Raw genomic sequence first — 13,291 nt, 5'->3', positions numbered from 1 at the left:
CAAAAACTTATTTCACCGCGAGGGTATCACCAAAAAACAGTTCCCGATTCTCATCGAAATTGGTAACCAGGGTTTGAAAACATCCCGCCATTTCACGTATTGTCTCGATGTTGGGTTCGATGTAAACCTTGTTCCCTTTTTTCTCGACCGTGATGATCTTTGCCTCTTTCAGCTCTTTGATATGGTTTGAGATCGTCGGAAGGGAAAAGTTAAAATGCTCCGCGATCGTACTGACACAAGTAGCGATGGGGTTTACCTCCACACCGGGCTGTTTTTTATCGAGAGAGCAGGCATATCCCCCCGTAAAAACATTTTTAAAAATCAAAAAGCGGGTCTCATTACTGAGCGCTTTAAAGATTTTGAGCTTTTGTTCCATGTCTAACATTTATCGCCTTTTTCCCAATGGTTATCGCCCATTAAGCAGTCATTTGATTATAGCATAAGAGGACATATTAGCAAATTAGCTAAATAGATCAGCATAATATTTTAGTATTTAGCTAATTAGTTATTTATATTATTTTTACATTTCTTCACTATAATACACCACTCTATCTTTAAAAGGTTCGTCTATGAAAAAATGGTTGCTTATCCTCGCTCTCTGCGGAATTTTATTCGCCGAAGAGGGGGTCAAACAGGTTGTATTTGATTTAAAAACAGGAGATATCGGTACCTTCGAGAAAAAAGTGCTGCAAGGGATTGCGTATCATAAAGGGCATTATGAGGGAAAACTTGAAAAACTCGATGTTGCCGTCGTCATTCATGGTGATGCCTACAAATTTTTCGTCAAAGATTTGAAAAACTCACCGTTCAAGGGTGATCAAAAGCTTGCCGCTGCTCATGATCAGCTTGAAAAACGGATCGCTACCATGGCAAATACCTACGAAGTGGAGTTTTTGATGTGCGAAGCGACCATGAAAACCCTCAAAATCGATCAAAGCAATGTGTATGATTTCGTTAAACTGACCCCCAACTCGACTATCGGATTGATCGACAAACAAAACGAACATTTTGCCTATATCCCGATTCATTAGAGTATTTTCGAAATTATTATGCTATTCAAAGGAGTAAATGAATGAAATTTATAGTGATGCTTTTATTGATTTTAAACAGTTTTGCGTTTGCCGAACCCAAATTTCTAATGCCCGAAGAGGCCTTTAAAGCCTCTGCCCATTTAAAAAAAAGATGCACCATCGGTGCTACCATCGAGCTGGGAGAGGATATCTATCTCTACCAATCCAAAGTGAGTGCAAAAATCGTTGAGAAAAACAGCGGTATCGTTATTGATCGTCTCATCCTTCCCGAAGGGGTAGATCATGACGGTGAAAAAGTCTATCTAAGTTCCCCTTCGATCGACATCGCACTGGCTAAAACAAGAGAACTGGACGAAATCGTCCCCATAACCGTGGTTCTCAGCTATCAGGGGTGTTCTGAGCAAGGATTGTGTTATGAACCGATGGAGACAACGTTTAATTTCGATATTGAAACATCCGCTCTCCTTCAGAAAAGCGATACCCCTGTCGCAGCGAAAAAAACTCCTATTGCTGTTTCCGAAACCGACCGTATCACCCAAACCTTTATTGAGGGGAACGTACCGCTCATTCTGCTGACGTTCTTTACTTTCGGACTCTTATTGTCTCTTACCCCGTGTATTTTTCCGATGATCCCGATCCTCTCTTCGATTATTGTCGCACAGGGTAAAAATATGGATGCACGGCGGGGATTTCTCCTCTCCCTCGTTTATGTCCTCTCCATGTCGATCGCCTATACGATTGCGGGGGTATTAGCGGGACTTTTTGGAGGAAACATCCAAATCGCGATGCAAAATCCGTGGGTTATTTCGACGTTTGCCCTCCTCTTTGTAGGTCTCGCCGTCTCCATGTTCGGATACTTTAAAATCGGTCTCCCCTCATCATGGCAGACCAAGCTCACGAAATCCTCCGAAGAGGCAAGTTCCAAAGGGGGATACCTCGGTGTCGCCCTTATGGGCTTTTTGTCGGCATTGATCGTAGGACCGTGTGTTGCACCGCCGCTCGCCGGAGCCCTCGTCTACATCGGTCAAAGCGGGGATGCTCTCCTCGGCGGTGCGGCATTGTTCGTCCTCAGTATCGGGATGGGTATACCTCTGCTGCTCATCGGAACGGGTGCGGGCAAATACATGCCGCGCCCCGGCGGATGGATGGATACGGTGTCGCACATCTTCGGTGTCGTGATGCTCGTTATTGCAATCTGGATGCTAAGCCGAATTATCGCCCCTTCCCTCACCATGCTGCTTTGGGCGGCATTGCTGATTATCGTTTCCGTATACCTCGGTGCATTGGAATCGCTGCAGGGGCATCACAAAGGGATAAAACCGTTTCTCAAAGGGGTGGGGATTATGATGCTTGCCTACGGCCTGGTCCTCTTTTATGGTGGGATCAAAGGGGAGACAAACCCTCTTTCTCCCCTCGCGGCAGAGCTACAGACACAAACCCCCTCTACCGAAAAAACAACGGCCGCTTTAGCCTTTAAAACCATCCACTCCTCCGAAGAGCTCGACGCCGTTTTAGCCCAGAGCAAAGGGAAAAAAGTGATGCTCGATTTTTACGCCGACTGGTGTACCTCGTGTAAAGAGTTCGATGAAATCACCTTTAAAGACCCCGTTGTGATCGAATCGCTCAAAGATTACGTCTTGGTTCGTGCCGATGTGACAGCAGACAGCGATGCCGAAAAAGCGCTGACCAAGCGGTTCGGACTGTTCGGCCCTCCGGCGATGATATTTTTTGATGAGAGCGGAGATTCGATCAAAGGTGCCGAGCTGATCGGCTACAAAGATCCGCAAAGCTTTATCACCCACATTCAAACCTTGGAGAAACCATGAAAAAAATCCTCTTAGTCCTCCTAGTAATCAGCAGCTCACTGTTCGCCGAACTTGATTGGGCCCCTTCGTATGAGCAGGGATTGGCACAAGCCAAAAAAGAGCACAAAATCGTGATGCTGATGTTCTCGAAAAAAACATGCAACATGTGTAATGTGATGAAAACAAAAGTCTATGAAAACGACGAAGTTGCCGAATACGTGAAAAACTTTTTTATCCCCGTCGAGATCGACATCGAACTCCACCCCGACAAATACGGCTATGCGGTTTTCGGAACCCCGACCTATTATTTTCTCGACTCCAACGGCAAGCAAATCGGACGGATGATGGTAGGAGGAGCGAGTGCAGAAGGATTTTTGCAAAAGCTCAAAGATGTAAAGCAAGGCAAATAAGCGATGCTCAAGCGTTCACTCCTGCTTTCCTTGCTCCTCACCGTTTCATCCTCCGCGCAAAGTCTTGAAGAGATATTCAAAGAGGGGAAGGCAAGCGGTCAGCTCCGCGCTTTTTGGTACGACGGTGACCGCGAGCTTCGGATAGATCGAACCGCCCTTACCGTCGGGGGAATTTTGAGCTACAAAACGGCTCCTTACGCAGGATTCAGCGGCGGCATATCGTTCTTTTCGAGCAATGGAATTACCTCTTTGACCGAAATGCCCGAATCGGGACAGACCCATAACCTCAATCTTGACGGAAGCTCCATCAACACCCTCGGCGAAGCGTATCTCCAATACAACGGATACGATACCGTTGTGAAATACGGACGACAACGTCTCGATCTGCCGCTCTCAAACGACTACTACAACCGAATGCTCCCCAACAGTTTCGAAGCGCTCAGTATCGAAAATCGTTCCATCGACCATGTCACCCTCAAAGGTGCTTATATCACGGGGTGGAAATACAAAGGGTCCGATACCTTCGTCTCACCCACCTACTCGCTGGGGATTGACCGCGACATCGCCGTCCTCGGAGCGATCTATTCTCCGGCATCACCATGGAAAATCGAACTCTACGACACCTACGTGCGCGATGTGATGAACGCCCCTTATCTGCAAATCATCGACAATGCTATTTGGAAATCGGCCGATGGAACAACTTTTTCGGGAGCATTACAATATCTGAACGAACAGAGTATCGGAGACAATGCCGCAGGAGAGGTCGATACCTATCTTCTAGGGCTACGAGGGACTCTAACGAAGGGTGCATGGAGTTTGAGCGCTCTATACACCCGTATCGGCGATCAGAGCCTGCTGGGGAGCGGGGGACGGTATGAGAAGATGGGATGGGGGGCCTTTATCACCTACACCGATCTGCAGATCGACGGAGAGAGTGAAAACGCTGGTGCAGAAGCCTACGGCGGAGTCCTCACCTATCGCCCCGCATCGACGTTCGAGATTTCCGCCAAGTACATGAAGATCGATCAAAACGATGATATCCAATCCAATAGCGCATCGCTCACCCAAAACCCCCGCCCCGATTCGGACGAAGTCAACATCGATGCGACCTATCAGCCGCGTAAAGAGTTTCGCCTACGAACCCGTTTAGCACGAATCGATTACAACAGCGGCAGTACGTCACTTTATCAGAGCAAAGCGTATGATGAGACCAATGTACGGATTATCGCCGATTATCTGTTTTAAACATTCGTCTATGAGAAGAGGAATATTTTCCTGTTCCCCCATGATTTCCCCTCATAATTTCATCCCTATTTTGTCAAACACCGATATCATGAGATAATACACGATGAGGGTCATAAGCGACGAAACTCCCAAACTCATATAAAAACCTATCCCCTTTTTCAGTAAAAGGGGCAAGAGGATAAAGAGCACCAAAGAAGGGATAACGAGCCAAAAAACAGCTATCGAAAATTGGGATATTTTTTCAATATCTTTCGTCTCGGTGTATATCCATATCATTGCCAAAACCGACACGATTGGAATCGAAGCGAGCACTGCTCCCCAAAACGTGCTTCGTTTGGCGATTTCAGAAATAAGAACGATCAAGACCGTCGTAATCGCTACTTTAATCCCATAATAAACCACAGAGTTCATCTCCATTTATCGGCACTGCTTCTGGGGTTCTAAAATCGCTTCCTCTTTTTTGGCATGCTCGCATTGGGCTTTTGTCATTTTCACCTCACGAAAACGGCTCTGCCACAACAGCGTATTTTTCAAATTGGCCGTTCGTAGATCGTTACGGAGAAAAGTGGCTCCCCCGATCTCAGAGCCCCGGAAATCGGTTTGGGAGAGGATCGCATCGGTAAAATCGGCTTTCCAGATTTTCGCCCCCCGCATATCGGCACGGCTCAGATCGCTTTGATTCAGATGAGCCCCTTTGAAATTTGATCCCCGTGCAGAAATACCGCGCATGTCAGAACGCTCCATCGACGCTTTCCAGAATATTGCCCCCGATGCATAGGCTCTGCTTAAATTACAGTCGTTGAAATCGCCCATCTCAAACACACTGCCGCGTAAATCGGCACCGCTCAAATTACTGCCGTGAAAATCGCACCCGCTGAAATCGCTTTTGCTGAGATTCGCACCGCGCAAATCACATCCGATACACTCTTTCTCTTCCAGCGCTTTTTTAAGATGAACCGGATCGTACGCCAAAAGGGACACATACCCTATGAACATCATCAACGCTGCCGTCTTTTTCATTTTTGACCTCGAATCCGACGAAGCTCCGCCAAAAACTCACGCGGGCGTTTGCTCCCGATCATCGTCTCTTTTTTGTTTCCGGCTTTATCGATAAAAAACATCGTCGGAATTCCGAAAAAATCATATCCGTCCGGAAGTTTACTTTTATGGACATTTTTTTCGATCACAACAAAATTGCGTCCCAAATAGGGTTCGACTCCTTTATCATGAAATACTTTCTGTTTCATGTAGGCACATTCGGGGCAATCCTCAGTGGTATAGATCATCAACACCAGTTTATTTTCTTGCCCCATCTCGGCAACCGCTTCTTTAAATTGCATATCGTTTTGGATCGGTGCCGCAGAGAGACTCCAGACCATCATCCCCATCAAGATTAAAAATTTCATCATAACAACCTTTGTCGTGTTCTTTTCATTACAATAGTATCATGATATTTTCCCTAATAAAAGGAATAAATTCCTTTTTTGGCCATGTTAAAAGATAAAAAACGATATTTTTTCCATTTTATTCAAAATACTATTGACAAAAAAGGGTACAACCGCTATAATTCCCGTCCATAAATTGTGCTGGAACAGTTTATTGTTATTTACGTCTCGTTAGCTCAGCCGGTAGAGCATCTCACTTTTAATGAGGGGGCCGATGGTTCGAATCCATCACGAGACACCACTTTTTCAACCGCATTTATGTGGCCCCATCATCTAATGGTTAGGATTCCAGATTTTCATTCTGGCCATACGAGTTCGAATCTCGTTGGGGTCACCATTTTATCTCTCCTACATAATTTTTACAAGCAGTTTAGAAGTAACCACATTTCAGTTTTAAGTTTTCTCAACCTACCTAATTTTTATCATCGAAATCATGCTACACTTTCCTCTTTTTTAAAACGTCTTAAAAGAGTCCTATGAAAAGTAAAAACAATTTTTATATCGTCATCACCATATCGGTATTGATGATTGCCCTCTCGATCAGCATTTCACTTATCAACTTTATGGTTTCTCTCCACTCCACCGAAACCGATCTCAAAACACGTTCTCTCCCGTTGACGGTGGATAATATCTACACCGAAATCCAAAAACACGTCATCGAGCCGAACCTCGTCGCATCGATGATGGCCCACGATACGTTTCTCAAAGACTGGCTCATTAACGATGAGCAAAACAGAGAGAAAATCATCCGCTATCTCGAAACGATCAAAAATAAATACGGCATGTTCGTCACATTTTTAGTTTCCGAAAAAACCCAAAGCTACTACACCCAAAACGGTTTCCTCGAACATCTCAGCAGCTCAAAACCTGATAACGCATGGTATTTCAATTTCAAAAAGATACAGGGGGACAATGAGATCAACCTCGATTTCAATAACAATCTGGACAATTCGCTGATCATGTTTATCAACCATAAAATCTACGACAACGATTACCATTTTGTCGGAGCCACCGGAATCGGACTGAAAATTTCGTATATCAACGATATGCTCAAACGGTTTCGGCAGGAGTACAATTTCACCGTCATGTTCGTTAACGATGAGGGTCAAATCATTTTATCCGAACGAACAGACGCCAAAATCCAAAACCTCTCCGATGTCCCCGAGCTTCACAAACTCAGTGACCAGATCATCGTCAAAGACTCCAAAATTCTCGAATACCAAAAAAACGGCGAAAACTATCTACTCAAAACAAAATACATCCCCGAACTCGAGCTGTACCTCCTTGTCGAAGCAAAACTGGATGATTTTACCGAAAATGTACGCCAGACGTTTTATCTGAACCTTGCTACTTCACTGCTGGTTACCGTCATTATTACCTTTATCATCCTCTTAATGATCCGTGGATACAACCAAAAACTCGAATTTATGGCACGCAACGACACCTTAACAGGATTGATGAACCGAAGTGCGTTCAATGATTCTTTTAATGATTTTCTCCACCTCTGCAAACGAAACGGCCATCCTCTAAGCCTTATCTTTTTCGACATCGACAACTTTAAAAGCATTAACGATACGCTCGGCCATCAGGCGGGAGACAACGTCCTCATCCGAATTGCCGAACTCCTTAAAACCCGTCTCCGCCGCACCGATATCGTCGGCCGCTGGGGAGGAGAAGAATTTATTATCGGACTGGTTGATACTGATCCTAAAAATGCCGAGGTGATTGCCGAAACACTGCGTAAAGCATTCGAAGAAGACTCACTCCTCATCCATCTCACCTCCTCTCCTGTGACTGCTAGCTTCGGAATTGTCACTGCCCATACCGGGGATACGATAGACACTCTGCTCACACGGGTCGATTCAGCAATGTACCGTGCAAAAGAGCTAGGAAAAAACCGCATAGAAACAGCATTAGAACATTAAACTTCTCTCAGAAGAATCAAATCCTTATTTCTCTGTTAACCTTTCCTTTGCTACAATTATTGAAATTCAATTTTTCAAAGGGGATATTTATGAAACCGTTGATTATTACACTTCTATCTATCATTGCACTTTCCGGGTGTTCCGCAACATGGAGCGGTTTCAAAGAAGATACCTCAAATGCGGCGGATTGGACAAAAGGAAAAGTGAATCAGGGGGCGGATTTCGTCAAAGAGAAAACGGAGTAATCGTATCGGTTGGCTCTCCGAAATAATACCCTTGAGAGTAATCGACATCCAGCTCTTTTACTTTTTCAAAAACATTTTTGGAATGAACAAATTCGGCAACCGTTTTAATATTCATATTTTTAGCAAAACTAACGATTGATGCGGTAATCATTTGAGAGTTTTTATCGCTATCGATGTTTTTAATCATTGAGCCGTCTATCTTGATATAATCGACCTTTAACTTCATCAGATATTCGAAATTCGAATATCCGGTCCCGAAATCATCAATAGAAATTTTAACCCCATATTGTTTAACACTTTCGATAAACTCCAAAACCTGATCAAAATTTTCAATCCCTTCGGATTCTATAATTTCAAATACTATTTTTTTCCCTATAGCGGTCTCTTGTAATGTATTGATAATAAAGTTGTATATCTCTTTGTTTAAAATATCTTCCACTGAAATATTGATAGAGACGAGATACGGTAAATTCTTAAATATTTTAAATGTTTTCTCTATCATGATCTTGGTCAATTGGTGATAGAGCTTATTCTTTTTAGCAAGCTCTAAAAAATGTACCGGAGCTATGTACAAACCTTGATCATCCACCATCCGCATAAGCGCTTCATATTTAACGATTTTTTCGCTCTTCGTATCAACGATCGGCTGAAAAACGGGGACGATTTTATCCTCTTCTATCGCTTTTTTAAGACGCTTTGTCCACTCAAAGTTTTTCTCATACTGTTTGACCATTGCCATAGAGTCATCGTAAATCAAAAAATTCTTTTTACTTTTTTTAGCGAGTTTTAGAGCAATATCGGCATTAACCAGTAACTGTTCCGAACCGTATGAAATCCCGATGGTAGCACTTAAACTCACCTCGCTTTTATCGTCTATCGGAAAACTTTTTTGTGCAATTTTTTCACTAATATAAGCGGCAAAAATCTTAAAGTCGTGCACATTCATCCCTCTGCCGCATACATGGGCAAATTCATCCGAATGGAGGCGATAGAGCCCCTCTTTATTGGGGATAATCTCTTCCAAAAAGAGGGCAAACTCTTTCAAAATGAAGTCCCCGGACTGGTCTCCATAGAGGTCATTTATCTCTTGAAAGGCGTCGATGTTGATGATCATCAAAAATACATTTTTCCCCTCTTCAAGCTTTTCAGTCAGCATTCTTCTGTTTTCCAGCCCCGTCAAACTGTCAAAATAGAATTGGTGTTCTATGGAATCGAGCATACTGTTAAATACATCTTTGATCGAATCGATCTCTTCAATGTTGTCATTGACCTCCACCCGCTTTTTCATATCACGGGAAGCCGTTATATTTTTAATCACGTTAGAGAAATTTTTAATCGGTTTGATCAGATACTGATTGAGTTCAATAAATATGGCCAAATAGACAATAATCGAAGAGATAATAATAAACAGGATGAAAAAATTAATCATCTCGGTCAGAGAAACCTTCAAATCATCAATCGGGTACGAAACGTCGATAACCCCCAGAACATCCCCTGAAGAAACATTGGTATGACATTTCAAACAACTCTCTTTTGCTACTACCGGATAATAATACTCTATGAATTTAGAATCGGAAATATTGAGTACCTCTTCCCCTTTTATCGCCCTGGCAATATCTTTATTCGTCTCTCTGGCGACTTTATCCTTCTGAATTTCTCCGAAAAGCTGAACGACGGCTTCGCTTCGGTAGACATTCACTTTCATATGTTCGTCAACATGGTTCAATCGGGTGATGATCTCTTCCAGATCATCTTTATTCCACCCTCTTTGCATCGCGGAATAAAGGGCTTCAAAGACAAGCATACTCGTTTTTTTAGCATCCACATGGGCGAGATTTGAAATGGCATCCCTTTTCATGTATTCGCCGTAGATATATGCGGCAAGAAGGGTAAAAAACATGGTGATAAAAATGATCTTCGCTGCGATTTTCGTGTAAGTTGTTTTCTGGGACATCGTGATACAACTACCTTATTAAATGAAATTCATGGAAACAGAAACGGGTGGGTAAAAGGCATTTGATTATTAAATACTTATGAATAAAAAAATTTATATTAACCGAATTGATCATATCAAAGAGGCGGTGAAAGATATCTTAAAAAATGTGATATTCCCCTTGCGTTACTTCAGCTCGAGGCAAAACCGTTTTTTCACTTTACCAGAGCGAATAGCTGTTCCGCAATAACCCATTTTTACAACAATGCTAACCCTATATCACATCAATTCATAAAAACCTATGCTACAATCAATTATTGTAATATTGAGGATTTCATTAAATGGATAAGATATTATTTTTATCGTCAATACTTTTTTTAGTGGCGGGTATCGTGGTACAAGAGGGAGAGTTAAAATGAGATTTCCGGCGTGGTTCAACGATTCCTCCATCCGCCAAAAATTTATATTCATCGCCTTCCTCGCCACCGGATCGGCTATGGTGTTTGCCATACTGCTATCGACCTTCATTCATTGGTTTATGCTGCGCGAAGACCTGGTGGAGAGCGTTTCCGTCCAAGCCTCCATTATCGCGGCCAACAGTACGGAGGCAATCGTATCCAATGACCATGCAAAAGCAGAGAAAATTGTGAAGGCCTTCGCAAATATCGATAACATCGAGTTTGCAGGGATACTCGATAAACAAGGAAAAGATTTTGCCCTCTATCTGCGTCCGGGACTGACGATGCCGATCCACCATCATCATGCAGAAAAGAAAAAACGCCATATTCACACAGCCCGCTACATCGAAATCGTCATTCCCGTTGTATTAAACCAAGAGTATATCGGCATGATCCATGTCCGTGCCAGTATGGCCCCGGTGTACGTGCAGTTGGGATGGAATATCCTCGTAACCTTGAGCGCTGCCGCAGGGGCATTTTTGGCGGCAGTCATGATGATTTTTCGCTTGCTTCCGGCCATTACTAATCCACTGCACTCCCTGATCGGAGTCATGAAGAGGGTATCGCGGGATAATGACTTTACCCTCCGCTCAACACTGCACAGCAACGATGAGATAGGGACGCTGGCAGACGGGTTTAACACCATGCTGGCCCAAATCCAGTCTCGCGATGGAGAGCTAGAACGGTATCGGGAACACCTGCAAGAAGAGATTACGCTGCGCACCGACAGACTGACCGAAGCACATAGCATTGCCCACCTCGGTAACTGGGAATGGGATATACGCAACAACACGTTAAGTTGGTCGGATGAAATCTACCGCATCTTCGGCTTCACCCCGCAGCAATTTGACGCCACCTATGAATCTTTTATGCAATCGGTCCATCCCGAAGACCGGCAATCCATAGAAACCGCTATTCGCGAGGCCCTTGAAGGACATCCCTACAACATCAACCACCGTATTCTGCTCCCCGATGGCACAGTGCGGCATGTCCATGAACATGGCAAGATCACCCGTAATGAAGAGGGTCAGCCGATCAAGATGTTGGGAACCGTGCAGGACATCACCGAAGAAAAGGCGGCAGAAGAGAAACTCAAAGACGCTAACGAACAATTATCGCTCCTGCTAAATTCGCTGCCGATCGCAGTTTACCGCTGTTTGGCGGAAGGAGATTTTGCGGTGATGTATATCTCCTCTAATGTTGTCGCTTTTACGGGGTATGAGCCCAAAGATTTCATGGAAAAAACCGATTTATGGTTCACGCACATCCACCCCGATGATGCTCCTAAAGTGGGTGCCGAGATAGCTCTTCTGTTTGAACAAGGGACGCACACCTATGAATACCGCTGGCTGAACGCTGATGGAACCTACGTCTGGATACAAGATTCCATAAAGCTGATACGGCCTGAGGACGGCACACCGATTTATATGGTGGGGATGTGGCAGGACATCACTGTACACAAGCAAACGGAAGAGAACATCCGGCAGCTGAACGAAAACCTTGATGCGAAAGTAAAAGAACGGACGCTGCAGCTGCTGGAGGCGCAGGAGGAATTGGTGCGCAAGGAAAAAATGGCGATACTGGGGCAGGTAGCCGTCAGTATGGGGCAAGAGCTGCGCAATCCGCTGGGAGTCATGAACAACGCCGTCTATTTCCTCCAATCTGTCCTCCCCGATGCCGATGAGAAAGTCAAGGACTACCTGAAGATTATCAAGAACGAAATAGCCGGTTCCGAGCGGATCATCTCCGATCTTCTGGATTCGGCGCACACCAATCCGCCGTACACTGAGACAGCGGGGGTGCGGGAATTGATTGAGCAGATATTGGGCAAACTCACTATCCCTTCCACCGTCACAGTCAAACTCGAAATCCCTGAAACACTCCCCCCTTTATGGGTGGATGCCCAGCAAATCCATCAGGTGCTCCGCAACCTGATCAGCAACGGCATTGAGGCGATGCCGGAGGGGGGGACGCTGGATATCCGTGCACTATCAGACGAAGTGACCAAGAAAATCACCCTCAGCGTGCACGACAGCGGGATCGGCATAACGCCGGAGCATCTGGACAAGCTGTTTCAGCCGCTGTTCACCACCAAAGCCCGCGGTATCGGACTGGGGCTCGTAGTCGTAAAAAACATGACCGAGGCCAACGGGGGGACAATCAAGGTAGAGAGCGAAGTGGGCAAGGGAACCGTATTTACGCTCACGCTTCCCTCAGCGGAGATCCTACCATGATTTCCCAACTCTCTGCATCGCTCGTCCTAATCGGTTTGGTTATTCAAGTGGCAACTCTTATTCCGCTGCTCCGACTGATAGCGATGCTCCCAGTCGGAGCGTTGCGCAAAAAGTGGCTTGTTATGAGTGGACTTATTTTTATCTTCATCGCGGGTTATTTTGGCTACATAGTAGTATTTTGGGGCCAACAAAGCGAGTGGTACGAACTCATCATCCCCGGTATATTTTTATTCGGAGCCATATTTGTGTGGCTGACGATAGCGCTTTCGCTGCAAACGGCTGCTGACCTACGGCGAATAGAGGAAGAGCTGGTACGCAAAGAGAAGCTCTCGGTACTGGGACAGGTAGCCGGCAGTGTGGGGCATGAGCTGCGTAATCCTTTGGGGGTGATGAGCAACGCTGTCTATTTTCTCCAAACCGTCCTCCCTGATGTTGATGAAAGCGTCAAGGAATATCTCGATATCATCAAGAGCGAGATAACCGGTTCCGAGAGGATCGTCTCCGATCTGCTCGATTCGGTCCGTACCAAGCCGCCGCAACCGGAAGCCGTAGGTGTCGCA

Annotated in this window: 13 protein-coding genes and 2 tRNA genes; 10 read left to right on the top strand and 5 right to left on the bottom strand. The window is 44.9% G+C overall.

Going from position 1 to position 13,291, the window contains the following annotated elements; translation table 11 throughout:
- Positions 1–7: 7 nt before the first annotated feature.
- Positions 8–385 carry an ArsR/SmtB family transcription factor gene (locus WB308_RS02560; protein WP_424188679.1) on the bottom strand — a complete coding sequence of 126 codons (378 nt, stop codon included), beginning with the start codon at positions 383–385 and terminating at the stop codon, positions 8–10.
- Positions 386–569: 184 nt separating this feature from the next.
- Between WB308_RS02560 and WB308_RS02555 the strand changes: the two genes are divergently transcribed.
- The 4 genes from WB308_RS02555 to WB308_RS02540 are packed head-to-tail and all read left to right on the top strand — an operon-like array spanning position 570 to position 4,491.
- Positions 570–1,031, top strand: coding sequence for a DsrE family protein (locus WB308_RS02555; protein WP_424188677.1), 462 nt, complete (start codon positions 570–572; stop codon positions 1,029–1,031).
- Between the two features lie 41 nt (positions 1,032–1,072).
- Positions 1,073–2,857 carry a protein-disulfide reductase DsbD gene (dsbD, locus tag WB308_RS02550; RefSeq protein ID WP_424188675.1) on the top strand — a complete coding sequence of 595 codons (1,785 nt, stop codon included), beginning with the start codon at positions 1,073–1,075 and terminating at the stop codon, positions 2,855–2,857.
- Positions 2,854–3,246: a thioredoxin family protein gene (locus tag WB308_RS02545; RefSeq protein WP_424188673.1), complete on the top strand. Its 393-nt coding sequence runs from the start codon at positions 2,854–2,856 to the stop codon at positions 3,244–3,246. Before dsbD ends, WB308_RS02545 begins: the two co-directional genes overlap by 4 nt.
- Positions 3,247–3,249: 3 nt before the next feature.
- A complete protein-coding gene (locus tag WB308_RS02540; protein WP_424188671.1) occupies positions 3,250–4,491 on the top strand; it encodes an OprD family outer membrane porin in 1,242 nt (413 codons plus the stop codon).
- Between the two features lie 51 nt (positions 4,492–4,542).
- Here the strand turns inward: WB308_RS02540 and WB308_RS02535 are convergent, their stop codons facing one another.
- Genes WB308_RS02535 through WB308_RS02525 form a run of 3 tightly spaced genes read right to left on the bottom strand, consistent with a single transcriptional unit; the run spans position 4,543 to position 5,897 of the window.
- Complete coding sequence (locus tag WB308_RS02535; protein WP_424188670.1) at positions 4,543–4,902, bottom strand: DUF3147 family protein; 360 nt, start codon at positions 4,900–4,902, stop codon at positions 4,543–4,545.
- A gap of 6 nt (positions 4,903–4,908) precedes the next feature.
- Positions 4,909–5,511, bottom strand: a complete 603-nt coding sequence (locus WB308_RS02530) for a pentapeptide repeat-containing protein (protein WP_424188668.1) — start codon at positions 5,509–5,511, stop codon at positions 4,909–4,911.
- The gene (locus WB308_RS02525) at positions 5,508–5,897 is read right to left on the bottom strand and encodes a thioredoxin family protein (RefSeq protein WP_424188666.1); all 390 of its coding nucleotides are present in this window, start codon (positions 5,895–5,897) and stop codon (positions 5,508–5,510) included. Before WB308_RS02525 ends, WB308_RS02530 begins: the two co-directional genes overlap by 4 nt.
- A gap of 204 nt (positions 5,898–6,101) precedes the next feature.
- On the opposite strand from WB308_RS02525, the gene WB308_RS02520 reads away from it, so the two are divergent.
- The 4 genes from WB308_RS02520 (at position 6,102) to WB308_RS02505 (ending at position 8,106) form a co-directional block, all read left to right on the top strand.
- Positions 6,102–6,177: transfer RNA gene (locus tag WB308_RS02520), tRNA-Lys, on the top strand.
- A 21-nt stretch (positions 6,178–6,198) separates the two neighbouring features.
- Positions 6,199–6,273, top strand: a tRNA-Glu gene (locus tag WB308_RS02515).
- Between the two features lie 139 nt (positions 6,274–6,412).
- Positions 6,413–7,861, top strand: a complete 1,449-nt coding sequence (locus WB308_RS02510) for a sensor domain-containing diguanylate cyclase (protein ID WP_424188664.1) — start codon at positions 6,413–6,415, stop codon at positions 7,859–7,861.
- A gap of 89 nt (positions 7,862–7,950) precedes the next feature.
- A complete protein-coding gene (locus WB308_RS02505) occupies positions 7,951–8,106 on the top strand; it encodes a hypothetical protein (RefSeq protein ID WP_424188662.1) in 156 nt (51 codons plus the stop codon).
- Here the strand turns inward: WB308_RS02505 and WB308_RS02500 are convergent.
- Positions 8,087–10,060 carry an EAL domain-containing protein gene (locus WB308_RS02500; protein WP_424188660.1) on the bottom strand — a complete coding sequence of 658 codons (1,974 nt, stop codon included), beginning with the start codon at positions 10,058–10,060 and terminating at the stop codon, positions 8,087–8,089. The two genes, WB308_RS02505 and WB308_RS02500, sit on opposite strands and share 20 nt — an antisense overlap.
- Before the next feature lie 394 nt (positions 10,061–10,454).
- On the opposite strand from WB308_RS02500, the gene WB308_RS02495 reads away from it, so the two are divergent.
- Together WB308_RS02495 and WB308_RS02490 are read left to right on the top strand one after the other, a co-directional pair.
- Positions 10,455–12,731: a PAS domain-containing protein gene (locus tag WB308_RS02495; RefSeq protein ID WP_424188658.1), complete on the top strand. Its 2,277-nt coding sequence runs from the start codon at positions 10,455–10,457 to the stop codon at positions 12,729–12,731.
- On the top strand, positions 12,728–13,291 hold a 564-nt coding region (locus WB308_RS02490; RefSeq protein WP_424188656.1), incomplete at its 3' end, for a histidine kinase dimerization/phospho-acceptor domain-containing protein. The genes WB308_RS02495 and WB308_RS02490, both read left to right, overlap by 4 nt.

Origin of the sequence: Sulfuricurvum sp. (assembly GCF_049587615.1) — a bacterium.
In the GTDB taxonomy this organism is placed as follows: domain Bacteria; phylum Campylobacterota; class Campylobacteria; order Campylobacterales; family Sulfurimonadaceae; genus Sulfuricurvum.
Note: the sequence above shows the minus strand (reverse complement) of the source record. Positions and strands in the feature narration are given on the sequence as shown.

Bases quoted from the DNA above. Each gene is read 5' to 3' on its own strand.
- WB308_RS02560 (WP_424188679.1), bottom strand. From the start codon at position 385: ATGTTAGACATGGAACAAAAGCTCAAAATCTTTAAAGCGCTCAGTAAT.
- WB308_RS02555 (WP_424188677.1), top strand. From the start codon at position 570: ATGAAAAAATGGTTGCTTATCCTCGCTCTCTGCGGAATTTTATTCGCC.
- dsbD (WP_424188675.1), top strand. From the start codon at position 1,073: ATGAAATTTATAGTGATGCTTTTATTGATTTTAAACAGTTTTGCGTTT.
- WB308_RS02545 (WP_424188673.1), top strand. From the start codon at position 2,854: ATGAAAAAAATCCTCTTAGTCCTCCTAGTAATCAGCAGCTCACTGTTC.
- WB308_RS02540 (WP_424188671.1), top strand. From the start codon at position 3,250: ATGCTCAAGCGTTCACTCCTGCTTTCCTTGCTCCTCACCGTTTCATCC.
- WB308_RS02535 (WP_424188670.1), bottom strand. From the start codon at position 4,902: ATGAACTCTGTGGTTTATTATGGGATTAAAGTAGCGATTACGACGGTC.
- WB308_RS02530 (WP_424188668.1), bottom strand. From the start codon at position 5,511: ATGAAAAAGACGGCAGCGTTGATGATGTTCATAGGGTATGTGTCCCTT.
- WB308_RS02525 (WP_424188666.1), bottom strand. From the start codon at position 5,897: ATGAAATTTTTAATCTTGATGGGGATGATGGTCTGGAGTCTCTCTGCG.
- WB308_RS02510 (WP_424188664.1), top strand. From the start codon at position 6,413: ATGAAAAGTAAAAACAATTTTTATATCGTCATCACCATATCGGTATTG.
- WB308_RS02505 (WP_424188662.1), top strand. From the start codon at position 7,951: ATGAAACCGTTGATTATTACACTTCTATCTATCATTGCACTTTCCGGG.
- WB308_RS02500 (WP_424188660.1), bottom strand. From the start codon at position 10,060: ATGTCCCAGAAAACAACTTACACGAAAATCGCAGCGAAGATCATTTTT.
- WB308_RS02495 (WP_424188658.1), top strand. From the start codon at position 10,455: ATGAGATTTCCGGCGTGGTTCAACGATTCCTCCATCCGCCAAAAATTT.